At 64.7% G+C, this 26052-nt stretch carries 19 protein-coding genes; 11 read left to right on the forward strand and 8 right to left on the reverse strand.

The features are described 5' to 3' along the window. Positions 1-58: 58 nt before the first annotated feature. From ACODSK_RS27505 to ACODSK_RS27535, 7 genes are all read right to left on the reverse strand, one after another. Positions 59-1954 carry a methyl-accepting chemotaxis protein gene (locus tag ACODSK_RS27505; RefSeq protein ID WP_489020555.1) on the reverse strand — a complete coding sequence of 632 codons (1896 nt, stop codon included), beginning with the start codon at positions 1952-1954 and terminating at the stop codon, positions 59-61. Positions 1955-2033: 79 nt separating this feature from the next. Further along, positions 2034-3275 carry an OprD family porin gene (locus ACODSK_RS27510; RefSeq protein WP_489020556.1) on the reverse strand — a complete coding sequence of 414 codons (1242 nt, stop codon included), beginning with the start codon at positions 3273-3275 and terminating at the stop codon, positions 2034-2036. Between the two features lie 154 nt (positions 3276-3429). Beyond that, the gene (locus tag ACODSK_RS27515) at positions 3430-5163 is read right to left on the reverse strand and encodes an acetyl/propionyl/methylcrotonyl-CoA carboxylase subunit alpha (RefSeq protein ID WP_489020558.1); all 1734 of its coding nucleotides are present in this window, start codon (positions 5161-5163) and stop codon (positions 3430-3432) included. Next, positions 5160-6764 (reverse strand): 5-oxoprolinase subunit B/C family protein, encoded by a 1605-nt coding sequence (locus ACODSK_RS27520; RefSeq protein ID WP_489020560.1) that lies wholly within the window; start codon positions 6762-6764, stop codon positions 5160-5162. The genes ACODSK_RS27515 and ACODSK_RS27520 overlap by 4 nt, the downstream gene beginning before the upstream one ends. A gap of 9 nt (positions 6765-6773) precedes the next feature. Then, positions 6774-7568: a putative hydro-lyase gene (locus ACODSK_RS27525; protein WP_489020562.1), complete on the reverse strand. Its 795-nt coding sequence runs from the start codon at positions 7566-7568 to the stop codon at positions 6774-6776. Beyond that, a complete protein-coding gene (locus ACODSK_RS27530) occupies positions 7565-8338 on the reverse strand; it encodes a LamB/YcsF family protein (RefSeq protein WP_489020564.1) in 774 nt (257 codons plus the stop codon). The genes ACODSK_RS27525 and ACODSK_RS27530 overlap by 4 nt, the downstream gene beginning before the upstream one ends. A gap of 20 nt (positions 8339-8358) precedes the next feature. Then, a complete protein-coding gene (locus ACODSK_RS27535; protein WP_489020566.1) occupies positions 8359-9591 on the reverse strand; it encodes an NRAMP family divalent metal transporter in 1233 nt (410 codons plus the stop codon). Between the two features lie 255 nt (positions 9592-9846). On the opposite strand from ACODSK_RS27535, the gene ACODSK_RS27540 reads away from it, so the two are divergent. From ACODSK_RS27540 to accC, 5 genes are all read left to right on the forward strand, one after another. Beyond that, entirely contained in the window at positions 9847-10512 is a 666-nt protein-coding gene (locus ACODSK_RS27540) for a GntR family transcriptional regulator (protein ID WP_489020568.1), read from the forward strand. 82 nt (positions 10513-10594) lie between these two features. After that, positions 10595-12376: a protein-disulfide reductase DsbD gene (locus tag ACODSK_RS27545; protein ID WP_489020570.1), complete on the forward strand. Its 1782-nt coding sequence runs from the start codon at positions 10595-10597 to the stop codon at positions 12374-12376. 177 nt (positions 12377-12553) lie between these two features. Beyond that, entirely contained in the window at positions 12554-13006 is a 453-nt protein-coding gene (gene aroQ / locus ACODSK_RS27550) for a type II 3-dehydroquinate dehydratase (protein WP_489020572.1), read from the forward strand. 88 nt (positions 13007-13094) lie between these two features. After that, a complete protein-coding gene (accB, locus tag ACODSK_RS27555) occupies positions 13095-13559 on the forward strand; it encodes an acetyl-CoA carboxylase biotin carboxyl carrier protein (protein ID WP_489020573.1) in 465 nt (154 codons plus the stop codon). Between the two features lie 17 nt (positions 13560-13576). Further along, complete coding sequence (gene accC, locus ACODSK_RS27560; RefSeq protein WP_489020575.1) at positions 13577-14920, forward strand: acetyl-CoA carboxylase biotin carboxylase subunit; 1344 nt, start codon at positions 13577-13579, stop codon at positions 14918-14920. A gap of 78 nt (positions 14921-14998) precedes the next feature. Here the strand turns inward: accC and ACODSK_RS27565 are convergent, their stop codons facing one another. Then, positions 14999-18949 carry a dermonecrotic toxin domain-containing protein gene (locus ACODSK_RS27565; protein ID WP_489020577.1) on the reverse strand — a complete coding sequence of 1317 codons (3951 nt, stop codon included), beginning with the start codon at positions 18947-18949 and terminating at the stop codon, positions 14999-15001. A 159-nt stretch (positions 18950-19108) separates the two neighbouring features. On the opposite strand from ACODSK_RS27565, the gene prmA reads away from it, so the two are divergent. From prmA to purD, 6 genes are all read left to right on the forward strand, one after another. Further along, on the forward strand, positions 19109-19987 hold the full coding sequence (prmA, locus tag ACODSK_RS27570) for a 50S ribosomal protein L11 methyltransferase (RefSeq protein ID WP_489020579.1): 879 nt from the start codon (positions 19109-19111) through the stop codon (positions 19985-19987). 82 nt (positions 19988-20069) lie between these two features. Beyond that, positions 20070-21386, forward strand: coding sequence for a DUF3426 domain-containing protein (locus ACODSK_RS27575; RefSeq protein ID WP_489020581.1), 1317 nt, complete (start codon positions 20070-20072; stop codon positions 21384-21386). Between the two features lie 175 nt (positions 21387-21561). Next, on the forward strand, positions 21562-22575 hold the full coding sequence (gene dusB, locus ACODSK_RS27580) for a tRNA dihydrouridine synthase DusB (RefSeq protein ID WP_489020583.1): 1014 nt from the start codon (positions 21562-21564) through the stop codon (positions 22573-22575). Continuing rightward, positions 22572-22892 (forward strand): DNA-binding transcriptional regulator Fis, encoded by a 321-nt coding sequence (gene fis, locus ACODSK_RS27585; RefSeq protein WP_003186237.1) that lies wholly within the window; start codon positions 22572-22574, stop codon positions 22890-22892. The genes dusB and fis overlap by 4 nt, the downstream gene beginning before the upstream one ends. A gap of 78 nt (positions 22893-22970) precedes the next feature. Next, the gene (purH, locus tag ACODSK_RS27590; RefSeq protein ID WP_489020585.1) at positions 22971-24572 is read left to right on the forward strand and encodes a bifunctional phosphoribosylaminoimidazolecarboxamide formyltransferase/IMP cyclohydrolase; all 1602 of its coding nucleotides are present in this window, start codon (positions 22971-22973) and stop codon (positions 24570-24572) included. 108 nt (positions 24573-24680) lie between these two features. Next, entirely contained in the window at positions 24681-25976 is a 1296-nt protein-coding gene (gene purD, locus ACODSK_RS27595) for a phosphoribosylamine--glycine ligase (protein ID WP_489020586.1), read from the forward strand. Positions 25977-26052: the final 76 nt, after the last annotated feature.

Consider the following 26052-nt stretch of genomic DNA (forward strand, 5'->3'; position numbering starts at 1 on the left):
CTGTGGGAGTCGGCATTGCCGACGATGAGGCCATCCGCCTCGACATCGATCTTGCCGATCACAACCTGAACGTATCGACGACCGCTCGCAGCCTCCCCACCTCGACATCCAATTGCGCACAGGCCTGCAGGGTGGCGACCAGGTTATCGCTGCTCTGTTCGTTCAGACGGCTGATTTCATGCACATCACGGTTGAGTTGCTCCACCGCAGTGGATTGCTGTTCAGTCGCCGCCGCCACGGTAAGGCTCACGTCGTCGATCTGGCCGATACCCGACACCACGGCGCTCAGGCTGCTACCCGCCTCGTTGGCCACCTGCATGCTGCGGCTGCCCATTTCGTGGCTGACCAGCATGGTCTGCGCGGCATGGGTAGCCCCTTGTTGCAGCGCCTCGATGACCACACGGATTTCCTCGGTGGCTTCCTGAGTGTGATGGGCCAGGCTTCTGACTTCGTCTGCGACCACCGCGAAACCACGCCCTGCATCGCCCGCGCGCGCCGCTTCGATCGCCGCATTCAAGGCCAGCAGGTTGGTCTTGGCCGAGACGGCGGAAATCACCTCCAGCACCTTGCCGATGTCGGCGCTGCGGGCATTGAGGTCTTCGATCTGCGCACGGGTGGTCTGGATGTTGCCCTGGAGACTGCGCATGGTGGTCACGGTGTCTTCGACCAATGCGCAACTGGAACTCACCTGCCGCCGCGCCCCGCTGGCTTCGCGCGAGGCCACCGAGGCACTGCCGGCGATATTCTGCGCCGTCGCGCCAAGCTCTTCGATGGCGGCGGCGATGCTGGACGTGTAGCCCGCCTGGGTGCGGGCCTTGGCCACGGACGAGTTGGACGCTTCCAGCACGTTGCCGGTCGCCTGCTTCAGCGTATTGGTGGTCGACGACACTTCGCTGAGCAAGGCATGCAGGCGATCGACGAAACGGTTGAAGCCCTGCGCCAGCCGACCAAGCTCATCCTGCGAGGTAATCGTCAGCCGACGGGTCAGGTCGCCTTCGCCCTGGGCGATATCCTGCATGGCATGGCTGATTTGATGCAGCGGTCTCATCAGCAAACGGAGTACCAGCCCCAACAGCAACAAGGTCACCAGCACCGCAGCGATCGTCGCGATGATCGCCGATAGGCGGAACGCGGTCAGGCTGGCCAGCACCACCGGCTGATCGAGCGCGATGCCGATGTACCAGTTCTGCGAAGGCAGGCCCTTGATGGGCATGAACAGGGTCAGCTTCACGCCATCGGCGGAGGTGACCTCGCTCAAGCGGTCGGTCAGCGCCGGCGCCTGGCCCATGAACAGGTCCGCCAGGGTCTTGCCGATCATGGCCTTGTCCGGGTGAACCAGGATCTTGCCCTCCTTGTTCACCAGAAACGCGTAGCCACGACCCTCGAAGGCTTGCGCATTGAGGGTCCGGGCGATGGTTTCGATACTCAGGTTGACACCAAGAACGCCCAGCGCCTGATTACCGGAACGGATGGGCACCGCCTGGCTGATGACCTGGTAATCGATACCGACCCCGACATAGGGCTCGGTCATCACTGCACCCGTCTCCAGGGCGTCCTTGTACCAGGGGCGCTGGCGGCTGTCGTAATCGGCTGGCATCTGCCGCGGCGGCTCGATATGGAAGGCCCCGTCACGGGTGCCCACGTAGCTGGCGACGAAGGTGTCCTGCAGCACCGGCATGCGCAGCGTCGCCAGCAGCCGATCCGGGTCGAGGTCGGAGTCGGAGCCGCGACCGAGCAGCCCGGCAACGCCCTTGACCAGCAGCAGCCGCCCTTCCAGCCAGCTCTGGATATCGTGGGCCATGGCCCCCGCCTGGCTGCGCGTGCCGTGCTCGATGCGCTGCATGGTGTCGTGGCGCAGGCGAACATCGTTCAAGGCGCAGAACACACCGAATACCAGCACGATCACCAGCGAGGCACTCAGCAATATCTTCTGGTTGAACCCAAGGGGTTTCATCGGTCATTTCCTTGTATGGCGGACCTGGCGGTGCCCGTTGCCGGACCGGCGAACGGACACCCCTGCCGGTGGGGCGCGACTACCAGAGCGCCAGGGTGTAGCTCAGGATCAGGCGGGTTTCGTCCAGGTCGTTGCCGAAGGTGGAACGCACCGTGGCGTTGCGGATCTTGAACCCGACATTCTTCAGCACGCCGCTTTGCACCACGTAGCCAAGGTCGGTGTTGCGCTCCCATTCCTTGCCGCTGTTGCTGCCTGCCACCAGCACATTGTCGCCACTGACGTAGCGCGTCATGAAGGTCAGGCCATTCAGGCCCAGTGCCGCGAAGTTGTAGTCATAACGCACTTGCCACGAGCGTTCCTCGGTATTGGCGAAGTCGTTGATCTGCACGAAGTTGACCAGGTACGGGTCGCTGTTGGCGATATAGGGGAAGGGATCGTCGCCACTCATGCGCTGATACGCGGCAGTGAATACGCTGCCACCCAGCGTATAGGCCACCAGACCGTTCGCCGCACGGTTGTCGAGCGCACGGAAGTTTCCATCTTCGGTACTTTTCGAATAACGCAGATCAAACTTCAACGACTGTTTTTCCGCCAGCGGAATTTCATACACCATACCGCCGTAATATTGCCGGTAGACATCTTCCAGATTGCCGTAGTACAGGCTGGCACTGAGTGCCTTGCTGAAGGCGTAAGTACCGCCGCCAAACAGGAACTCATCACTGACGCCACCAATCCGGTTGCCGGTGAAGTCCTGGTAGTTGGTAGAACTGTTGAACTTGATCTGGGTCAGCCGGCCGCCTTGCAGGGTCAGTCGATCGATATCGCTGGAGTTGATCATCGCCCCCTCGAAGGTGGCGGGCAGCAGCCGGGTATCGTTGCTCGACACCACCGGGGAGCGGAACGCCAGCGAACCGACCTTGAGCACGGTTTCGGAGACCTTCGCCTTGGCGGTCAGGCCCAGCTTGGCGTACTCGTTCTGCGAGCCACGACCATTGCGCGAGCTGAGGTCCGCCGGCAAAAGGCCAGTACCACCGGAGCCATCGCCTCCGTCCAGCTTGACGCCGTACATGCCCAGCACATCGAGCCCCAACCCCACGGTGCCGGCGGTATAGCCCGACTCGAACTTGAGCAGCACGCCCTGCGCCCATTCGGCGGCATTGTCGCGCTGCGAGGTAGGCGAACCATTGCGGAAGTCCCGGTTGAAATAGAAGTTACGCAGTTCCACGCTGGCCTTGCTATCGGCAATGAAGTCCGCCGACGCTTCGAGTGAAAACAAGGAAACACACGCGCACGTAATCGCAACAGCCTTGGTCATCGACATTCAATTAGTCCCCTGAGAGTGGCAGATTCAATCGACACACATTTTTAGTTATTGGGTACTGCAAGTTGCCTGGCGGCTTTATTCGCGGCAGCCGGCAGCATCGGGATATTCATCCCGATGGCAGGCTGTTATTAAATAAAAACGCTAGTGCTGGTTATTCGACTTCGATACGACCCAATACGGCATTGGCTTCGAAGTAACGACCCGCTTGTTCCTTGATCTGCAACTTTCCGGCACAGGCTGCCAGGATCGAGGTTTCCATTTTCATCGACTCCATCACCGCGATCACCTGCCCGGCTTCGACCGTCGCACCGTCTTCGACCACCCAGGCGTGCAGATTGCCCGCGACCGGACTGGTCACTGCCTGCGGGTCGGCTTCGACCGTTGTACCGGTGTCGGGCTCCGCCTCCGGGCGGTTCAGGCTCAGACCGCGCAGCAGTGCCGCCGGCAAACCGAGGTCGTGCCGCTTGCCGTCGATCTCGATGAAGGTCCGCAGCACCTCAGGGTCCGCCTGCGTGCTGCTGCGAGGCGCAATGGTGACCCGCTCGGCAAAGTCGGTCTCGATCCAGCGGGTGTGCACGGCGAAAGTGTCGGGAGCGGTGAAATCGTCATGGGCCATCACCGCCTGATGGAACGGCAGCACGGTGGCCACGCCCTCCACCTGGAACTCGGCCAGGGCACGACGGGCGCGGCTGATCGCCTGTTCGCGGGTGGCGCCGGTGACGATCAGCTTGGCGATCATCGAGTCGAAGTTGGGCGACACGCTGGAGCCTTCGACCACCCCGGTGTCGAGCCGAACGCCCGGGCCGGACGGTGCACGGAACTGCTCGATGCGTCCCGGCGTCGGCAGAAAACCGTTACCGGCATCCTCGGCGTTGATCCGGAACTCGAAACTGTGCCCGCGTGGCACCGGTGTCTCCTGGAACGACAGCGGCAGGCCCTCGGCGACACGCAGTTGTTCGATCACCAGGTCGATACCGCTGGTTTCCTCGGTGACCGGGTGTTCGACCTGCAGGCGGGTATTCACTTCAAGGAACGACAGGGTGCCGTCGCCGCTGAGCAGGAATTCCACGGTGCCGGCGCCGACATAGCCGGCCTCCGCGCAGATCGCCCGGGCCGACTCGTGGATGCGCTGGCGCAAGGCGTCATCGAGGAACGGCGCCGGGGCCTCTTCGATGAGCTTCTGGTTACGCCGCTGCAACGAGCAGTCACGGGTACCGACCACCACCACACGACCATGACGGTCGGCGATGATCTGCGCCTCGATGTGCCGGGGACGATGGAGGAAACGTTCGAGGAAGCACTCGCCGCGCCCGAAGGCCGCGACGGCTTCACGCACCGCCGACTCGTACAGCTCGGTGATTTCGTCCATCTGCCAGGCCACTTTCAGGCCTCGGCCGCCGCCACCGAATGCCGCCTTGATGGCGATCGGCAGGCCATGCTGTTCGGCGAAGGCGATCACTTCGGCAGCGTCCTTGACCGGGTTCGCCGTGCCGGCAACCAGTGGCGCACCGACTTTCAGGGCGATGTGACGGGCCTGGACCTTGTCGCCCAGTGCGTCGATGGTGCTCGGGTCCGGGCCGATCCAGGTCAGCCCGGCATCGATCACGGCGCGGGCGAAGTCGGCACGCTCTGAGAGAAAGCCATAACCCGGATGAACCGCGTCGGCGCCTGAACGGGCCGCCACGGCCAGCAGCTTCTCGATATTCAGGTAGGTATCGCTGGAGCGCTGGCCCTCAAGGGACCAGGCCTCATCGGCCAGACGCACATGCAGCGCGTCGATATCGCCATCGGCGTACACCGCCACCGAACCCACGCCGTAATCGCGGCAGGCACGGGCAATACGCACAGCGATCTCGCCACGGTTGGCAATCAGTACTTTTTTCATTTGTTCTTGATCTCGTCTGAAGAGGCTGGCAGCACTTGCTCGAAGGCACTCAGCGGATTGAAGCGAATACGCGCATTGACCGGAATCTGCCCGGCCAGGTCCAGGTGATAGGGGGCAACCACACCAATCACCGGGTAGCCACCGGTCAGCGGGTGGTCGGCCAGGAACAGCACGGGCTGGCCACTGGGCGGCACCTGGATCGCGCCGACCACGGTGCCCTCGCTGGGCAGCTCGCCCTCGACGGCGCGCTCAAGCGGCTGCTCACCGGCCAGGCGAATGCCGATGCGGTTGGATTGCGGCGTGACCTGCCAGGTCTGCTGGCTCAGCAGTTCCTGCGCAGCCGGGGTGAACCAGTCGCTGCGCGGGCCCATGACCACATCCAGGGTGATGACCTCGTCACGCTGCGGCATGGCGAACGACGGCTGCTCGTCGAGCGACACGGCGAGGCCGCCCGAGGTGACGTGCAGTCCCAGACGGTCACCGGCCACCAGCGGCGCGGGGCCGACCTGGGCCAGGGTGTCGGTGGACAGGCTGCCGAGCACCGGGGTGACGGCAAAACCACCCCGTACCGCCAGGTAGCTGCGCAAACCGGCAGTGGGCGCGCCGAGGGTCAACTGGTCGCCTTCGTGCAGGGCAAAGGGCGTGTACAACGCCGGGCGCAAGCGCTGGCCGGTCGCGGTCAGCACTTCGACCGCCACCTCGGCACCGCTGATCGCCGCCACGGTCTGCCCATGACTGGTCACGCGCAGGCCGCCCATCAGCACTTCCAGGCACGCCGTCGCCGGGTCGTTGCCCACCGCGCGATTGGCCGCGCGCAACGCACTGCGATCCATCGCCCCGGAGGCCGACACGCCCTCGCCCGCCCGGCCGGGACGCCCCAGGTCTTGCAGCAGGGTTTGCAGGCCAGGGGCAACCACCTCCAGATGCTCTCCGGTCACTTCGGCCCGGCACTCACGGCGCGGCACCGCTACCGTCAGGCCCGCCGCCGGCAACGGCCCGGCGTCGCAGAAGCGCACGCGGTAGCCCGGCTGGAACAGCGCCGGCTCCTCACGTTCCAGGTCCCACATTTTCAGTGGCGTGATGCCGATGATCTGCCAGCCACCCGGACTGGCCTGTGGATAAACCCCACTGAAGCCGCCCGCCAGGGCCACCGCACCGGCCGGAATGCGCGTGCGCGGCGTGCTCCGTCGCGGCACCACGAAGCCTGCCCCACCGCTCAGGTAGGCGAAACCCGGGGCAAACCCGCAAAACGCTACGTCGTAGTCGCTGCCGGTATGACGCTTGATCACTTCGTCGACGCTGATACCCAGCTCGCGGGCGACATCGTCCAGGTCTTCGCCGTTGTAGTGCACCGGGATTTCAATCAGCTTGCCCACCTGGCGCACGCTGCCCTTCAGGTCGCGCGCGGCGATCTGCGCAGCCAGCGCTTCGCGACTGACCGCAGCCGGACGAAAACTCACCAGCAAGGTCCGCGCCGCCGGAACGATCTCCTGCACGCCGGCAATCGGCGTGCGCTGCAATGAACCGAACAGGGCAAGGGTCTCGTCCAGATTCGCCAACTCAACCAGGATGGCGTCCAGGCTGACCGGATAGAAACGCATGATCCTCTCCTATACGTGGTAGTAGCTGTCGGGGACGTCAGTGATGAACATGTGCCCCGGCGCATGAGTGATGGCGAAGGGTACGCGAGAAGCCATGACCACGGCTTGCGGCGTCACACCACAGGCCCAGAACACCGGTACTTCACCAGGCTTGATCGATACGGCATCGCCGAAGTCCGGCCGGGCCAGATCGCTGACGCCCAACAGCGCGGGCTCGCCCACATGCACCGGTGCACCATGGACACTGGGGTAGCGCGCCGTGATCTTCACCGCATCGGCCACCCGGCTGGCGTCGATGGGGCGCATCGAGACGACCATCTCGCCTTGCAAACGCCCGGCAGGCCGGCACTGGCGATTGGTACGGTACATCGGCACATTGCAACCCTGGCTGATGTGCCGGACATCGATCCCGGCGTTCACCAGGTCGCTCTCGAAAGTGAAGCTGCAACCGATCAGGAAGGTCACCAGGTCGGTGTGCTGCGCCCACAGCGGGGTGCCGTCGCGCAGCTCTTCGACCAGTTTGCCGTCACGCCAGACCCGGTACAGCGGCAGGTCGGTACGCAGGTCGGCCGCTTCGGCAAGGAAGGTGGTGTGACTGCCGGGCTCGGTGACATCGAGCAACGGACAGGCCTGGGGGTTGCGCTGGGCGAACAGCAGGAAGTCATAGGCCCACTCGCGCGGTAGCGAAATCATGTTGGCCTGGGTCAGGCCCGGGGCGATGCCGGCGGTGGGTTCGACCTCGCCGGCACGATAGCGGGCACGAGCGATGGCGGCTGACTGACGGGCTTGCTGGAGAAGGCTCATGAAGGTTGTCCTTGGCTGAATGCGCGAATCTGCACGCCTGCTGCTTGCAGGCAATCCTTGAGGGTGCGGGCGATGGTCACTGCGCCGGGGCTGTCGCCGTGGACACAGATCGAGTCGGCCTGCAGCGCGATCACGCGTCCGTCGACAGACTCGATCACGCCTTCGTTGACCAGGCGCAGCATGCGCTGGGCGATCAGTTCGGCATCGTGCAGCACCGCGCCGGGCTTGCTGCGCGATACCAGCGCGCCCTCATCGGTATAGGCGCGGTCGGCGAACGCTTCGGCCACGCATGACAGGCCGGCCTCGCGGGCCCAGTCGAGCAGCGGCGAGTTGGCCAGGCCAACCAGTTGCAACGCGGGGTCGACACTCAACAGCGCCTCGATCACCGCCGCCGCCTGGCGCGGGTCGCTGGCGATGGTGTTGTACAGCGCGCCATGGGGTTTGACGTAGGTGACCCGCGCTCCGACACTGCGTGCCAGCCCCTGCAGGGCGCCAATCTGATAGATCACGTCGGCCGTCAATTGCTCGGCCGGTATGTCCATGTTGCGCCGCCCGAAGCCGACCAGGTCCGGATAGGCGACATGGGCGCCGATCGCCACGCCCCTGGCAGCAGCTGCCGCGAGCGTCTGGCGGATGCCGGCCGGGTCGCCGGCATGGAAGCCGCAGGCCACGTTGGCACTGCTGACGACGTCGAGGATCGCCGTATCGTCGCCCATGCTCCAGGCGCCGAAGCTTTCACCCAGGTCGCTGTTGAGGTCGATGGCATGCATAAGTCAGGTCTCCGTATGAATCAGGCAGCGCCGATGAAGGCAAAGATGGCGCCGGCCGACTTGAAGGCCATGAACCACGACAACAGGCAGGTCAGTACACCCAGCACCAGCAACCAGCGCGGGTAGTGGTAACCGCCCATGAGGTCGGAACGGCGCCAGCCCACGTACATGAACAGGCTCAGGCCCAGCGGCAGGATCAGGCCGTTGAAGCCGCCGGCGAAGACCAGCAGCGCAGCCGGTGGCTTGCCCAGGATCAGGTAAGCGATCAGGGCGATAAAGATGAAGCCCACGGTGGCCAGGTTGCGCGCCCGCTCGTTGATCTTGCTGGAGAACACGGTGATGAACGACATCGAAGTGTAGGACGCGCCGATCATGCTGCTGATACCGGCAGCCCACAGCACCAGGCCGAACATCAGCATGCCAGCCTGGCCGGCGGCCGCGCCGAAGGCCTGGCCTGCGGGGTTGGCGCCCTTGCCGGAAACATCGATGACCACGCCACTGGCGACGACGCCGAGAATGGCCAGGAACAGCACGTAGCGGGCAATACCGGTGACCAGGATGCCGCTGAGGGCCGCCTTGGTGACCACATCGATGTTTTCCACCCCGACGGTGCCGCGGTCGAGCAGACGGTGGGCGCCGGCGTAGGTGATGTAGCCGCCGACGGTGCCGCCGACGATGGTGGTAATGGAAGCGAAGTCGACGAAGTCAGGCCACACCGACTGACGCAGTGCCTCGCCCAGCGGCGGGTGGGAGGCGAAGGCGGCGAACATGATCAGGGAAATCTTCAGGATCCCCAGCACGATCATGATGCGGTCCATTGCCACACCGGCTCGGTGCGACGAGAAGATGCCGATGGCCAGCAGCCCGCTCAGCGCACCACCCCAGATCGGATCGAGACCGGTCAGGGCGTTGAGCCCCAGGCCAGCCCCCGCGATGTTGCCGATGCTGAACACCAGCCCGCCGAAAATCACCAGCAACGCCAGCACGTAACCACTGCCCGGAATCGCCGCGTTGGCGAGGTCCGAGGCCCGCATGCGGGTCAGGGTGACGATACGCCAGACGTTCAACTGCACGACGAAGTCGATGAGGATCGAAGCCAGGATGCCGAAGGCAAACGCAGCGCCGAGGGTCGCGGTAAAGGTGGCGGTCTGGGTCAGGAACCCGGGCCCGATGGCGGAGGTAGCCATCATGAACATCGCAGCGATCAAGGAAGCTCGTCTCGCCTTCGTAAACTCAAGGGTGGTCTGTGTCACGGCGTTATTCCTGCGGTGGGAGATAACCCTGCCGAGCAATGTGCATGCCAAACACCATCAGGAATGCCACAAATGTAGGAAACATCAGCATTGATTGTTCAACAATCTTATATGGATGGTATGGCTAAATGCACCAAATTGTTACCCTTCACCACAAGCTTGCTACTTTATGAAGCAGACCGGAGCCTTTGACCTTGCTACCGATGGAGCGGTCATGGAATATCGGTGCGGCTTTTCTTACTTCTGGATTTCGTAATGAACGACGCTTCTTCTCCACTGCCCCGAACACTTGGAGAATCCATCACCCTGGAAATGCGCAGAATGCTGGTCGAGGGCCAACTGGTACCCGGCCAGCGCCTGTCCGAAGCAACGTTGGCGGAAACCCTGCAGATTTCACGAAACACCCTGCGCGAGGCGTTCAGGGTCCTGACCCAAGAAGGCCTGCTCAAGCACGAACCCAATCGCGGGGTAAGCGTCGCAGTGCCTGACATGTCGTCGATCATCGACATCTATCGCATCCGCCGCTTCATCGAATGCAAGGCCATCAGCCAGGGCTACCCCCAGCATCCTGGCGCCGTGCATATGCGCGAGGCGGTCGAGGCCGGCATGCGGGCCCGGGAGACCCAGGACTGGACGGCGGTGGGTACCGCCAACATGGGTTTCCACCGCGCCATCGTCGAAATGGCCGACAGCCCACGCCTGCTGACCTTCTACGGGCAGATCTCCGCCGAGTTGCGCCTGGCGTTCGGCCTGCTGAAAAATCCGGAGTTCCTGCACTCGCCCTACGTCGACATGAATGCCGCCATCCTGCGCACCCTCGAAGAAGGCCGCGCGGACGAAGCGACACGCATGCTCGAAACCTATCTGGTGCAGTCGGAACGTACCGTGCTGGCAGCTTTCGAACGCAGCCTCAACCGCTGACCCAGACCCGCTGCTTCAGCTGAACAGCGACAATCGTCCGAGTCCGCTATCATGCGGACAACTCCGCCCCCGCGAGACCATCATGCGTCGTCTGCTTTGCCTCCTGCTGCTGGCCCTGGCCCTGCCCGCCATGGGCGCCGGCCTGCTCGACAGCCGCCCCAGCGCCACCCTCGGCGCGCCGTCCCTGAACAACAGCGCCGACTTCCTGCCGGTGCGCGAAGCCTTCAAGCTCAACCTGATCGAAGGCGACAGCAAGACCATCAAGCTGCGCTTCGTCCCCGCCGAGGGCTATTACCTTTACCGTCATCGCTTCCAGTTCCGCACCGAACCCGCCGATATCGCCCTGGGCAGCCCGCAACTGCCGCCCGGCGAGGCCAAGCACGACGAGTTCTTCGGCGATGTCGAGGTCTACCACGGCATCCTGGATATCGACCTGCCACGTACCAATGACACCCGCCCCTTCACCCTGGTGGTGACCTACCAGGGCTGCGCCGACAAAGGCCTGTGCTACCCGCCGGAAACCGAACGCCTGAGCATCGCCGGCAGCGGCGCGGCCAACCCGGCCCCAGCGGCTCCGGGTGCGGTCAAGGAAGGCTGGACCTGGAACAGCCTGCTGCTGTTCTTCCTCGCCGGCGTCGGCCTGACCTTCACCCCCTGCGTGCTGCCGATGCTGCCGATCCTCTCCGGCGTGGTCCTGCGCGGGCAGGTCGGCGGGCTGCGCGGCCTGGCCCTGTCGCTGGCCTACGTGCTGCCGATGGCCGCCTGTTTCGCCCTGCTCGGCGCGCTGATGGGCCTGTTCGGCGCCAGCCTGAACCTGCAGGCGCGCCTGCAATCGGCCTGGGTGCTGGTACCGTTCTCGTTGTTCTTCGTGGTCTTCGCCCTGGCCATGTTCGGCCTGTTCGAACTGAAGCTGCCGCGGGCCTTGAACGAGCGTCTCGACCGCGTCGCCGGCAAGACCAAGGGCGGTTCGCTGCTTGGCGCCGCGGTGCTTGGCGTGGTCTCCAGCCTGCTGGTGTCGCCCTGCGTCTCGGCGCCCCTGGCCGGAGCCCTGCTCTATATCAGCGCCAGCGGTGACGCGCTGGGGGGAGCACTGAAGCTGTTCGCCCTGGGCCTGGGCATGGGCGCCCCGCTGCTGCTGGTGGCGACCGGCGGCGCGGCCTGGCTGCCAAAGAGCGGTCCGTGGCTGTCCACCGTGAAGAACGCCATCGGCGTCCTCCTGCTGGGCCTGGCCATCGGCCTGCTCAGCCGGGTGCTGCCGGGGCAGGTGACGCTGCTGCTGGTCGGCCTGCTGGCGGCCGGGGTGGCGCTGTTCCTCGGGGCGCTGGAGTTCATCGTGAAAACCCCGCGACAGCGCCTGGCGCAACTGCTCGGCCTGCTTCTGCTGGTGTACGCCCTGGCCTGCTGGTACGGCGCCCTGAGTGGCCAGAGCGATCCGCTGCGGCCGTTGCCGACGGCAAGCACGGGGGTCGCAGCCGTGCAGCCCGCCAGCGACACCTGGCAAACCATCGACAGCCCCGCCGAACTTGACCGCGTCCTTGCCGAAGCCAAGGCCGCCGGCCAGCCCCTGGTGCTGGACTGGTACGCCGACTGGTGCATCAGTTGCAAGGTGATCGAGCATGAAGTGCTGAATGCGCCGAACGTGCTGCCATTGCTCAAGGAATACCGGCTGGTGCGCTTCGATATCACGCAAAGCAGTGCCGAACAGCGCGCCCTGCTCGACCGCTACCAACTGTTCGGCCCGCCAGCACTGCTGTTCTTTGCGGCAAACGGCAACGAAAACACCGCTGCCCGGGTAGTGGGTGAGACGAACGCCGGCGAATTCGCCGAACATCTCCAGCGCATCCGCGCCGATCTGCGTCTATAACTGCTGAGGCCGCGAAAAAACCGCGAGCGATGACCGGGATTAACAAAATAGTCACATATTTTGCGCGAATCTCGGTCAACGTGCTGGCTATTGCAGTTAACTGGACAGTCCCTTGTGCTTTACGGCATAGTCGCCGCGCTTGTATTCATGTCCTACAAAAAATCAAAGGATGCGCAGATGGCGACCCTACTGGTGCTGCACGGCCCCAACCTGAACTTGCTCGGAACGCGCGAACCCGGTGTCTATGGCGCCGTGACCCTGGCGCAGATCAACCAGGACCTGGAACAGCGTGCCCGCGCCGCCGGCCACCATCTGCAGTACCTGCAAAGCAACGCCGAATACGAACTGATCGACCGCATCCATGCCGCGCGCAACGAAGGCGTGGACTTCATCCTGATCAATCCGGCGGCTTTCACTCACACCAGCGTCGCATTACGTGACGCATTGCTGGCGGTGAGCATCCCATTCATCGAAGTGCACCTGTCCAACGTGCACAAGCGCGAGCCGTTCCGTCACCACTCCTACTTTTCGGATGTTGCCGTGGGAGTGATTTGCGGCCTGGGCGCCAGCGGTTACCGCCTGGCCCTGGAGTCCGCCCTGGAACAACTGGCCGCCGGCAAAAAAGCCTGAATAACGCGAGCCTGGCCGTCGCCAGGCTTACAAGAACGTTTGAATCACGTTCATACGACCCTGACCAAATCTTGGGAGTTGATGATTAATGGATATTCGTAAAGTCAAGAAACTGATCGAACTGCTGGAAGAGTCCGGCATCGACGAGCTGGAGATCAAGGAAGGCGAAGAGTCCGTGCGCATCAGCCGCCACAGCAAGACTCCAGCCCAGCAGTACTACGCGCCGGCCCCGGTTGCCGCCGCTGTCGCTCCAGTTGCCGCGCCTGCTGCCGCTGCCGCTCCGGTTGCCGAAGCTGCCGCCGCCGCACCACAACTGAAAGGCACCGTGATCCGTTCGCCAATGGTCGGTACCTTCTACCGCAAGGCTTCGCCAACCTCGCCAGCCTTCGTTGAAGTCGGCCAGGCAGTGAAGAAAGGCGACACCCTGTGCATCGTCGAAGCCATGAAGATGATGAACCACATCGAAGCCGATATCGGCGGCGTCATCGACGCCATCCTGGTGGAAGACGGTCAGCCGGTTGAGTTCGACCAGCCGCTGTTCACCATCGTTTGAACCGCGGAGAGCCTGCGATGTTGGAAAAAGTTCTGATCGCCAACCGCGGCGAAATTGCCCTGCGTATCCTGCGTGCCTGCAAGGAACTGGGCATCAAGACCGTCGCCGTACACTCCACGGCCGACCGCGAGCTGATGCACCTGGGCCTGGCTGACGAGTCCGTGTGCATCGGCCCGGCCTCGTCCAAGGATTCCTACCTGCACATCCCGGCGATCATCGCCGCCGCCGAAGTCACCGGTGCCACCGCCATTCACCCTGGCTATGGCTTCCTCGCGGAAAACGCCGACTTCGCCGAGCAGGTCGAGAAATCCGGCTTCGCCTTCATCGGCCCGAAAGCCGACACCATCCGTCTGATGGGCGACAAGGTGTCGGCCAAGGACGCCATGATCAAGTCCGGCGTTCCGACCGTACCGGGTTCCGACGGCCCGCTGCCGGAAGACGAAGAAACCGCGCTGGCGATCGCCCGCGAGGTTGGCTACCCGGTGATCATCAAGGCCGCCGGTGGCGGTGGTGGTCGCGGCATGCGCGTGGTGCACAAGGAAGAAGACCTGATCGCCTCGGCCAAGCTGACCCGTACCGAAGCCGGTGCTGCGTTCGGCAACCCGATGGTCTACCTGGAGAAGTTCCTGACCAACCCACGTCACGTGGAAGTCCAGGTGCTCTCCGATGGCCAGGGCAACGCCGTGCATCTGGGCGACCGTGACTGCTCGCTGCAGCGCCGTCACCAGAAGGTCCTGGAAGAAGCCCCGGCACCGGGCATCGATCCGAAGGCCCGCGAAGAAGTCTTCGCTCGCTGCGTCCAGGCGTGCGTCGAGATCGGCTACCGCGGCGCCGGCACCTTCGAGTTCCTCTACGAGAACGGCCGCTTCTACTTCATCGAGATGAACACTCGCGTGCAGGTAGAGCACCCGGTTTCGGAAATGGTCACCGGTATCGACATCGTCAAGGAGATGCTGAGCATCGCCGCTGGCAACAAGCTGTCGTTCACCCAGGAAGACGTGGTGATCCGCGGTCACTCCCTGGAGTGCCGGATCAACGCCGAGGACCCGAAGAAGTTCATCCCGAGCCCAGGTACGGTCAAGCACTTCCACGCTCCGGGCGGCAACGGCGTTCGCGTCGATTCCCACCTGTACAGCGGCTACTCGGTTCCGCCGAACTACGACTCGCTGATCGGCAAGCTGATCACCTACGGCAAGGACCGCGACGAGGCCATGGCCCGTATGCGCAATGCCCTGGACGAAATCGTGGTCGACGGGATCAAGACCAATATCCCGCTGCACCGTGAGCTGGTCCGTGACGAAGCCTTCTGCAAGGGCGGCGTCAACATTCACTACCTGGAGCACAAGCTGGCATCGGAGTGATCCCGCCGCTTTTGCCTCACGGTAAATGAATGACAGAAAGCCCCGAACCCAGGTTCGGGGCTTTCTCGTTTTGGGGCTTCAGCTACCCAGGGTGGTGAGTTGCAAGGCCTGCGCTTCGATCTGTTGGGCAGTCGCGACTTTGCCATTCAGGGTGGTGATCTGCCCATCTGCACGCTGCACCAGTGGCTCCAGACGGAAGCGAGCCATGAAGCGCCTGGCCCTTTCGGCGATGGCGCTGGAACCACCACGGACCGCATCCAGCAGGATCGGGTCGATCACTTTCTGCACGCTGGAACGGGTCGTGGTGAACACGCTGGCGACGCCTTCGGCCAGGTCGAGGCGAACACCGTAGATGTTGCCCAGGCACGACGAATACGACCAATGGTCCCAGTCCGCCTGGATCCCGCGCCGGGCCAGGGCCGAGCGGACCGGCCCGCCGATATCCGCGCCGCCCGACAACCAATCGCCACCGACCAGGATCGCGCTGATTCGCCCCTGTTCCCCGCCCTGGCGAATGCCCTGCAACGCCGAGTCCAGTGCTTCCTCCACCAGCCGGCCGATATTGTGGTCGATATGGATCAGCGCACCACTGCGGGTCGCCGGGTTGTACAGGCAAGCCACCACGCAGGACTCGACGTTCAGCGAATACAGGTAGTTGTCGCTGCCCTGCGCATCGAACCGGGCGATCAGTCCCTCACCCTGCAAGGCGCCACGCTGCGGCAATGGATTGGTCCGCGCCGGAAACGCATCCGCCACCTCCCATACCTGGCCGACATGCTGGGTCGGTGCCCCGCCGCGCAGCCCGACCTGCTCATTGAACTGCCAGCGTTCACCCGCCCCCAGGCGGATCGGCACCCGGTACTGCGCGCGCGGATGGAGCGGATCGACCAGGCGCAAGGTATGCAGGTCGTGGTCATGCACCACCTGGAAGTAGCGCCCGCGATCGTTGACATAGAAGGTGTCCTGGCCATCCCGGCCGCTGTGCCGATAGACACCGCGCCAGATGCCGCCCTGTTCCATGCGCCGCAGATTGTCCGGTACCCGCTTGATCGCGCGGCGCTCATCCATGACGCTGCCCGCCGCCCGCTCGCCCTGGCGAATGCCCGGCCGGGCCTGCTGGGCCAACTGGTTCCAGCGGCTCACCTCGCTGGCCTTGCGCAGGCCCGCCCGCGATGCATGGGCCAGCGCTCCCCAGGCCCCCGGCAAGACCAGCCCCCACAGCCCGGCCGCCACACCCAGCCAATGGTTCAGCGCCGCCGAATCATCATCGGCGACATGGCTGGCGACCGCCTTGTAGCTGCCGATGGCCAGGAACACCGCATCGAGGACGAAGCCCAGCGGAGGAAACGCCAGGCTCAAGGGAAACGCCGCATACAGCAGCCCCTTGGTCACCTGCTCGACGATCACCTCGTGACGGCTCCGGGTCACCGCCTCGATATCGCTGATATGGCTTTCCAGGTACTCGTCGTACTCGGCCATGAAATCGCTGATGCGACTGCCCTCGCGCAAGGTATCGCGGCCCCCTTCGCCCTTGGCCAGCCGTATCAGCCACTCCGACACCACGGGGCGGTCGACGAAACGCAGGTGCTGCAGATACCAGTCGTGCATCGCCCCGCGCCCGGCGCCGACGAAGCTCTTGTACTTGCGCAGGGTCAGCCGGTCGGGGGCTTGCGGGGTGTACAGCCAGTCCTCGGCGACACCACCAACGACGCGCCGGAACACATACAGCCCGGTGCTCTTGCGCCCATCGAGGGTGAAGCGGAACAGGCCCGCGTCGGCAATGTTGTCCGCCGATTCGTCCTGGGACGGGCGCACCTCGGCCAGGCGCTCGATCTCTTCGAGCAGCCAGTCGCGGTCTGCTGCCTCGATCATTGCCTTGCCGTAGGTGACATGCACATCACGCCGCAAGGTGGTCCGCGCCAGGGCGAAATGCAGTTGCCGGCGCCGGGCATAGGCCGGCTTGCCCGGATCGAGGAATTGAGCGCGAATCGACGCAGCATAGCGGTCGCCGATATACGCACTACGCAGGTAGGTGGTCAGCTCGGAGGCCCGCACCCTGCTCAGGTCCTGTCCCACCGAGGAGCGCACTGGCATCCGCGGGTTGTCCAGGCCCCAGTTGTCGTCATGGCCATACATGGCCAGGTCGAGCAGGGTGCGGGAGATCTTTGCCGAGGCAGTCAGGCCGGGAAAGAAGTCGAACAGGATGGTTTGCGGGTCGACCTCGTCGGTCACCCCGCACTCGCGCAGGTAACCGGCGATATCGGCCTTTACCGTGCGCCGGGAAAAGGCCAGGAAGCTTTCCTGTTCATCGACCTGCTGCTGCATCGCCTGGTTGAGCAGGCGCAGATCCTCGTTGAGCCCGGCGATCTGCTGGCGCTTGTCCGGCGGCAACTGGGCGAGCCACAGCGGCGCCTCGTACCAGGCGATCTGGTCCAAGTGGTTGTCTCGCCCCAGCTCGATCAGGGCGCGGCTGCATTCGGCGTAGCCGTGATGCGGGCCACGGTGATCGCGGGACAGGTCCCAACTATCCGGGCGCTCGCGAACGTCGCGGAAGAACTGCTCGGCCTTGCGCTGGCCTTTGACATTGATCCGGTCCAGCAGGTAGCGCGTGCCGGCCTCACCTGCCAGCCAACTGCCCAGTTCCACCGCCAGGCCACGCAGCGACGGCAACTCGATCCACTCCTGGCCGTCAGGCTTGTCCGGCGCATAGAGCACCAGGCTGGACAGCTGGCCCTCTTCGTCCTGGTGGTAAAACAGCAGCAGTTGCGCCAGCGGCTCGTCAGGGAACTGGGAAACCCCGGTCACCTTGTCGCCGGCCTCGCCCGCCCCGGCACCGTTGTCCCCACGCACGCGCAGGACCCGGGCATAGGCCTCGGCGCTCAGGTGCCCCTTGCAGCGTCCGATAAAGGCACTTTGCTGGAGACGCAGGTCGTTCAGGTCGTGGAGCGCGGCGATCACTTCGGGGCTGGCATAGCGCTCTGCCAGGCAGCGGTGGTAGGTCGCACGAGGGTCGACCTCGCGCAGCAGCTCATCGAGCAGATCGTCAGGCAGCGCCTGGTTCAGCGCGCCGGCATCGCGCAGCAAGGTCCGGGTCTTCCCGGCGCCGGGCAGGAACGGCCCCTCCGCCGCCAGCTCGGCCAGGCGCAAGGTACGGGTCAGCGGGTACTCGGGGTGGTCAAGGCGGGTCGCAACCTGCAACTCGTCGGGCTCTATCTCCAGCCCGAACCCGACCCGGCAGTAATCGATGATCGCCTGCCGGGCATGGGCCGGCAGCGTCTCCACACCATCCAGCAGCAACCTGAGTTGTTCCCGCAGCAGCGCATGACGACGCTGGAAGTCGCGCAGAGTGTCCAGATCCTCGCGCCCCAGGCCGCCAAACCAGTCGCCCAGCGCCGCCTGGATCAGCGTGTCGATCTGTCGGCGATCGGCCTCGGACAGGCTGCCACCCTGCTCGAAGGACAACCGCCAGCGCTGGTCCATGGCCTGGAGGTGCTGGCGCAGGGTGCTGCCATCGAAACGCTTCAGGGTTTCGGTGCAGAACAAGGTCTTCAGTGCCGAGCAATGTTCATCCAGCCCGTTCAGGAAGCGCTCACCCATGGCGCTGCCGGCATCGAGCCCGGCGGGCCGTTGCTCCCAGCGCCGCAGCAGCGAATGGCAATAGTCCTCCAGCAATCCGGAGGCCGCCCCTTCGATGATCTGCGCCATGATCTGCTGGCGCTCGCTCCAGCCTTCCTCGCTCTCCTGCACGCCCTTGTCGTCCAGCCAGCGCAGCGCACCGTGCAGGTCGGCATCGAAGTCCGGCAAGCGGCCGTCGATCAAGCGCTGCAACAGATCCCGCAGCAATGCCTGGGGAAAGGACGGCGCCACGTCGCCCCGGGGGTAGTAGGTACGCAGGTGGACCATCAGGCGTTCGTGGGCGAACACCTCGAAAAATGGCCGATCGTCGAAGAATGCATCTATCCACAGCTCCCAGCGCGTCAGTTGCAACAGCGACAGGCGCGCCGCACCGTCTTCTATCTTCATGCTCATCATCTGACTCCTTGTTGGATGAGGACGGTCAGGTTGCGCGAGCCGTGCTGTGCAGCGGTGATAGATAGTTAGAAAGGTTGGTTATCCTTTGCCGCGCGGCTCGCGTAAACTGGCGGGCTTTCGCAGCACTGCTCTCAATCACCTGGTAAAGGTACCTCCATGCCCTGGTTACAAGTTCGTCTGGCCATCACTCCGGAACAGGCCGAAACCTATGAAGACGCCCTGCTGGAAGTGGGCGCGGTTTCCGTGACCTTCATGGATGCCGAAGACCAGCCGATCTTCGAGCCGGACCTGAACACCACGCCGCTGTGGTCCAACACCCACCTGCTGGCGCTGTTCGAGGCCGATGCCGAGCCCGAGGCGGTGTTCGCCCACCTGCAACTGCTGACCGGCGCCGAGCTGCCGGAACATCACGCCGAAGTCATCGCCGACCAGGACTGGGAACGCAGCTGGATGGACAACTTCCAGCCGATGCGCTTCGGCCAGCGCCTGTGGATCGTGCCGAGCTGGCACGCAGCGCCGGAGCCTGATGCAGTCAACCTGCTGCTGGATCCGGGCCTGGCCTTCGGCACCGGCACCCACCCGACCACCGCCCTGTGCCTGGAATGGCTGGACGGCCAGGACCTGAGCGGCGTCAACCTGCTGGACTTCGGCTGCGGCTCGGGCATCCTCGCCATCGCCGCCCTGCTGCTCGGCGCCCGCCGTGCCACGGGTACCGATATCGACGTGCAGGCCCTTGAGGCCTCCCGCGACAACGCCGGGCGCAATGGCATCGCCGAAGCGGACTTTGACCTGTACCTGCCCGAGCAGATGCCGGCCATGCAGGCCGACGTGCTGGTAGCCAATATCCTCGCCGGCCCGCTGGTATCGCTGGCCCCGCAACTCAGCGGCCTGGTGCGTCCGGGCGGCCTGCTGGCGCTGTCCGGCATCCTCGCCGAACAGGGCGAGGAAGTGGCGGCGGCGTATGCGGCGGACTTCGAGCTTGACCCGATCGTCGTGCGCGACGGCTGGGTACGGATCAGTGGGCGTCGTCGGTGAGTTTTCCGGGGACCGCCTTGCGGTCCTTCGCAGGCAAGCCAGCTCCTACTAGACTGATTTCAGTTAACCCCCGGATCGCCGCATGACCGACAGTTTCGTCACCCAGTGCCCGCATTGCCAGACCAGCTTTCGCGTCAGCCATAACCAGCTGAGCGTGGCGCGCGGCGTGGTGCGCTGCGGTAATTGCCTGCAAGTGTTCAATGCCGCCAAGCAGTTGCTGGAGCAGAACGCGTCACTGCAATCGGTGCTGACGCCGCCGGTCGAGGCGCCTGTCGAAGCGGCACCGCCCCCGGCACCAGCGCCGCGGGAAGTCGAAGAGCCACCACGCGAACCCGCTCCCGTCGAGAAAGGCCCGGCCCTGCCGGCCTGGGGCGAAGTCGACCTGGACCAGCTCGACCTGGACAGCGAACTGGCCCGCCTGGAACAGCGCGAGATCCAGCCCAGCCTGTCGTTCCACGCTGCCTCACGCCGTGAAGACAGCCTCAGCGCCAAGCGCGACGAGGCCGACGCCGACGAGCGCCTGGAAGATGGTCTGTTCAGCACCGAGGAGCGCGACCCGGTAGCGCCGGTCCTGGACGAGCCGCCGCTGCAACTGGATCGCGCCGAGGAACAAGAGCCGCTGCCGGAAACCCGCACCGAGCCCTCGCTGTCGCTGGATCTGCCGGAACCGGATGACACACCGCCGGTCCGCTCGCTGGCGATCGATGACGAAGAGCCGGACGAGCCCGTCGAGCGCGGCGCCCGCCTGTCGGCCCGCGACGACGATGACGAACCGGAAGACCTCGAACCGGAGCCTGGCGACCGCCGCGAACCGGGACTCGGTGCCCTGCCACCGGCCGGCAGCACGGCGCGCAAGGAATCCCTGGTCGACCTGGTCGACGACCCGATCCAGCTCGACTGGCAGAAGCCGAAAAGCACCCTGGGCCGCAAGCTGCTGTGGAGCTTGCTGATCCTGCTGGCCGCCGCTGGCCTGGCCGGTCAATACATCTGGTATCACTTCGACGAACTGGCCCGCCAGGACCAATACCGTCCGTGGTTCCAGGAGCTGTGCCCGACCCTCGGCTGCGAGGTGCCGTCCAAGGTCGACATTGCCCGGATCAAGAGCAGCAACCTGGTGGTGCGCAGCCATCCCGACTTCAAGGGCGCGCTGGTAGTGGACGCGATCATCTACAACCGTGCGCCGTTCTCCCAGCCTTTCCCGCTGCTCGAACTGCGCTTCGCCGACCTCAACGGCCAGTTGATCGCCAGCCGTCGTTTCAAGCCCGCCGAGTACCTCAGCGGCGAACTGGCCGGCAAGGCCGAGATGCCCAGCCAGACCCCCATCCACATCGCCCTGGATATCCTCGATCCGGGTCCGAAAGCGGTGAACTACAGCCTCAGCTTCCGCTCGCCCGAGTGATCCCTTGCCAGCGGCGCCGGCTTTCCGGCGCCGCTGGCAAGTCGTTTTTGCCTCTTCCGTACGGCGTAACTGTTCAGATTTTATCCAGATTCATCTTTATCCGGTCATCGAGAGCGGGTATCATGCCCACCCTTTTTCGAACTCTAATGATCCGGCCCCACAACAGGGAACTCCTATGTCGGCGGTACGCATCGGCCCATACGAACTGCAGAACAACCTGATCCTGGCCCCGATGGCCGGAGTCACGGACCAGCCTTTCCGCCAGCTTTGCCGACGGATGGGCGCGGGTCTGGTGGTGTCGGAGATGGTCAGCAGCGACATGAGCCTGTGGAACAGCCGCAAATCGCGACTGCGCATGATCCACGAAGGCGATCCCGAGCCACGCTCGGTACAGATCGCCGGTGGCGATGCACAGATGCTCGCGGCGGCGGCCCGCGCCAACGTGGAGCTGGGCGCGCAGATCATCGATATCAACATGGGCTGCCCAGCGAAAAAAGTCTGCAACAAGGCCGCAGGCTCTGCTTTATTGAAAGATGAAGCGCTGGTCAGCGAAATCCTCCACGCGGTGGTTGCCGCAGTGGAGGTGCCGGTGACGCTGAAGATCCGTACCGGCTGGGACCGGGACAACAAGAACGGCCTGACCGTGGCGAAGATCGCCGAGCAGGCCGGGATCCAGGCACTGGCCGTACATGGCCGGACCCGCGCGGACCTGTACACCGGCGAAGCCGAGTACGAAACCATCGCGGCGATCAAGCAGGCGGTATCGATCCCGGTGTTCGCCAATGGCGACATCACGTCACCCGCCAAGGCGCGCCAGGTGCTCGACAGCACCGGCGCCGACGGCCTGCTGGTCGGTCGTGCCGCCCAGGGACGACCCTGGATCTTTCGCGAGATCGAGCATTACCTGCGCACCGGTGAAATCCTGCCGGCGCCAGCGCTGGGCGAAGTGGAAGGGATTCTGCTGGAACACCTGGCAGCGCTGCATGCCTTCTACGGCGATGTAATGGGCGTGCGTATCGCCCGCAAGCACGTTGGCTGGTACCTGGCAACGTTACCGGGGGCCCGGGAATTCCGCGCCCGGTTCAATCGTTTGGAAGACACAGATGCGCAATGCGCCGACGTTCGCCAGTTCTTCCGCGAACGCGAACAGAGCCTTGAGACAGAGGACGGACAAGGGGTGGCCGCATGACGATGATGACCGAGACTTTAGTGAGTGGAACAACGCCCGTGAGCGACAACGTCAACCTGAAACAGCACCTCAATACCCCCAGCGAAGAGGGCCAGACCCTTCGCGGAAGCGTGGAAAAGGCGCTGCACAACTATTTCGCCCACCTCGAAGGTGCGGCCGTCACGGACGTGTACAACCTGGTGCTCTCGGAAGTCGAGGCCCCCTTGCTCGAAAGCGTGATGAACTACGTCAAGGGCAACCAGACCAAGGCCAGCGAGCTGCTCGGACTGAACCGCGGCACCCTGCGCAAGAAACTCAAGCAGTACGACCTGTTGTAAGCATGAACCCCAACCAGAAAAGGCGACTCCCCGTGAGGTCGCCTTTTTTGCTGACTCCACCGCGTTATGGAATCTGAAATGACCGACCAGACTACCCGCCTGCCGATCCGCCGTGCCTTGATCAGCGTTTCCGACAAGACCGGGATCCTCGAATTCGCCCGTGAGCTGCAAGGCCTGGGCGTCGAGATCCTGTCTACCGGCGGCACCTTCAAGCTGCTCCAGGACAACGGCGTCGCCGCGGTCGAAGTCGCCGACTACACCGGCTTCGCGGAAATGATGGACGGCCGGGTCAAGACCCTGCATCCGAAAATCCACGGTGGCATCCTCGGCCGTCGCGGCACCGACGACGCCATCATGCAGGAGCACGGGATCAAGCCGATCGACCTGGTCGCCGTCAACCTGTACCCGTTCGAAGCCACCATCTCCAAGCCGGGCTGCGACCTGCCGACCGCCATCGAGAACATCGACATCGGCGGCCCGACCATGGTCCGTTCCGCGGCCAAGAACCACAAGGACGTGGCCATCGTGGTCAACGCCAGCGACTACGCCAGCGTCCTCGAAGGCCTCAAGGCCGGTGGCCTGACCTACGCCCAGCGCTTCGACCTGATGCTCAAGGCGTTCGAGCACACCGCTGCCTACGACGGCATGATCGCCAACTACATGGGCACCGTGAACCAGGCCGCCGAGACCCTGTCGACCGAAGGCCGCAGCGAATTCCCGCGCACCTTCAACAGCCAGTTCATCAAGGCCCAGGAAATGCGCTACGGCGAGAACCCGCACCAGAGCGCGGCGTTCTATGTCGAGGCCAAGCCGTCGGAAGCCGGTATCGCCACCGCGGTGCAACTGCAGGGCAAGGAACTGTCGTACAACAACGTGGCCGACACCGACGCCGCGCTGGAATGCGTGAAGAGCTTCGTCAAGCCGGCCTGCGTCATCGTCAAGCACGCCAATCCGTGCGGCGTTGCGGTCAGCCCTGAAGGCGGCATCCGCCAGGCCTACGAACTGGCCTACGCCACCGACACCGAGTCGGCCTTCGGCGGCATCATCGCCTTCAACCGCGAACTGGACGGCGAAACCGCCCGCGCCATCGTCGAGCGCCAGTTCGTCGAAGTCATCATCGCCCCGAGCGTCAGCGAGGAAGCCCGTGCCGTGGTCGCGGCCAAGGCCAACGTGCGCCTGCTGGCCTGCGGCGAATGGTCGGCCGAGCGTGCCGCTGCCTGGGACTACAAGCGCGTCACCGGCGGCCTGCTGGTACAGAGCCGCGACATCGGCATGATCACCGAGGGCGACCTCAAGGTCGTGACCAAGCGCGCGCCGACCGAACAGGAAATCCACGACCTGATCTTCGCCTGGAAAGTGGCCAAGTTCGTCAAGTCCAACGCCATCGTCTACGCCAAGAACCGCCAGACCATCGGCGTCGGCGCCGGCCAGATGAGCCGCGTCAACTCCGCGCGCATCGCCGCGATCAAGGCCGAGCACGCCGGCCTGCAGGTGCAGGGCGCGGTCATGGCCTCGGACGCGTTCTTCCCGTTCCGTGATGGCATCGACAACGCTGCGAAAGTGGGCATCACCGCCGTGATCCAGCCAGGTGGCTCGATGCGCGATGCAGAAGTCATTGCTGCCGCCGATGAGGCGGGAATTGCGATGGTATTCACCGGCATGCGCCATTTCCGTCACTGATACGCCCCCTGTGGGAGCTGGCTTGCCAGCGATGAGGCCGGAGCAGGCACCTTGCCCTCCGGCCTCTCCCATAAAAGCCAACAGCATTAGCGTCATCGAGGTTTTGACATGAACGTTTTGATCATCGGCAGCGGCGGCCGCGAGCACGCCCTGGCCTGGAAAGTCGCCCAGGACCAACGGGTCGAGAAAGTCTTCGTTGCCCCAGGCAACGCCGGTACCGCCACCGAAGCCAAATGCGAGAACGTCGCCATCGACGTCCTGGCCCTGGAGCAACTGGCCGATTTCGCCGAAAAGAACGTCTCCCTGACCATCGTCGGCCCTGAAGCGCCGCTGGTCGCCGGTGTCGTCGACCTGTTCCGCAAGCGCGGCCTGGACTGCTTCGGTCCGACCGCCGGCGCCGCCCAGCTGGAAGGCTCCAAGGCCTTCACCAAGGACTTCCTGGCCCGCCACAAGATCCCTACCGCCGACTACCAGAACTTCACCGAGATCGAGCCGGCCCTGGCCTACCTGCGTGAAAAGGGTGCGCCGATCGTGATCAAGGCCGACGGCCTGGCCGCCGGCAAGGGCGTGATCGTCGCCATGACCCTGGCCGAAGCCGAAGACGCCGTGCGCGACATGCTCGCCGGCAACGCCTTCGGTGACGCCGGTTCGCGCGTGGTCATCGAGGAGTTCCTCGACGGCGAGGAAGCCAGCTTCATCGTCATGGTCGACGGCGCCAACGTGCTGCCGATGGCCACCAGCCAGGACCACAAGCGTGTCGGCGACGCCGATACCGGCCCGAACACCGGCGGCATGGGTGCCTACTCCCCGGCACCGGTGGTCACCGCCGACGTGCACCAGCGCGTCATGGACCAGGTGATCTACCCGACCGTGCGTGGCATGGCCGCCGAAGGCAACGTCTACACTGGCTTCCTTTATGCAGGCCTGATGATCGACAAGGCCGGCAACCCGAAGGTCATCGAGTTCAACTGCCGTTTCGGCGACCCGGAAACCCAACCGGTCATGCTGCGCCTGGAGTCGAGCCTGGTCCTGCTGGTCGAGGCCGCGCTGGCCAAGGCCCTGGATAAGGTCGAAGCGGTCTGGGATCCACGTCCGAGCCTGGGCGTGGTGCTGGCTGCCGGCGGCTATCCTGGCGACTACGCCAAGGGTGCGCCGATCAAGGGCCTGCAAGCTGCCGCAGCCCTGCAGGGCAAGGTATTCCACGCCGGTACCACGCTGAAGGACGGCCAGGTCGTCACCAGCGGCGGCCGCGTGCTCTGCGCCACCGCCCTGGGTGACACGGTCGAGGCCGCCCAGCAACAGGCGTATCGCCTGGCGGCGGAACTCGATTGGGAAGGCGCGTTCTACCGCAAGGACATCGGCTACCGCGCCATTGCCCGCGAGCGGGGCGAGCATCAGGAGTAATACCCGCCGCAGCGCCCCTGTGGCGGGGGGGGGGGGGGGGGGGGGGGGGGGGGGGGGGGGGGGGGGGGGGGGGGGG

It is taken from the genome of Pseudomonas sp. FG98, from assembly GCF_057808595.1.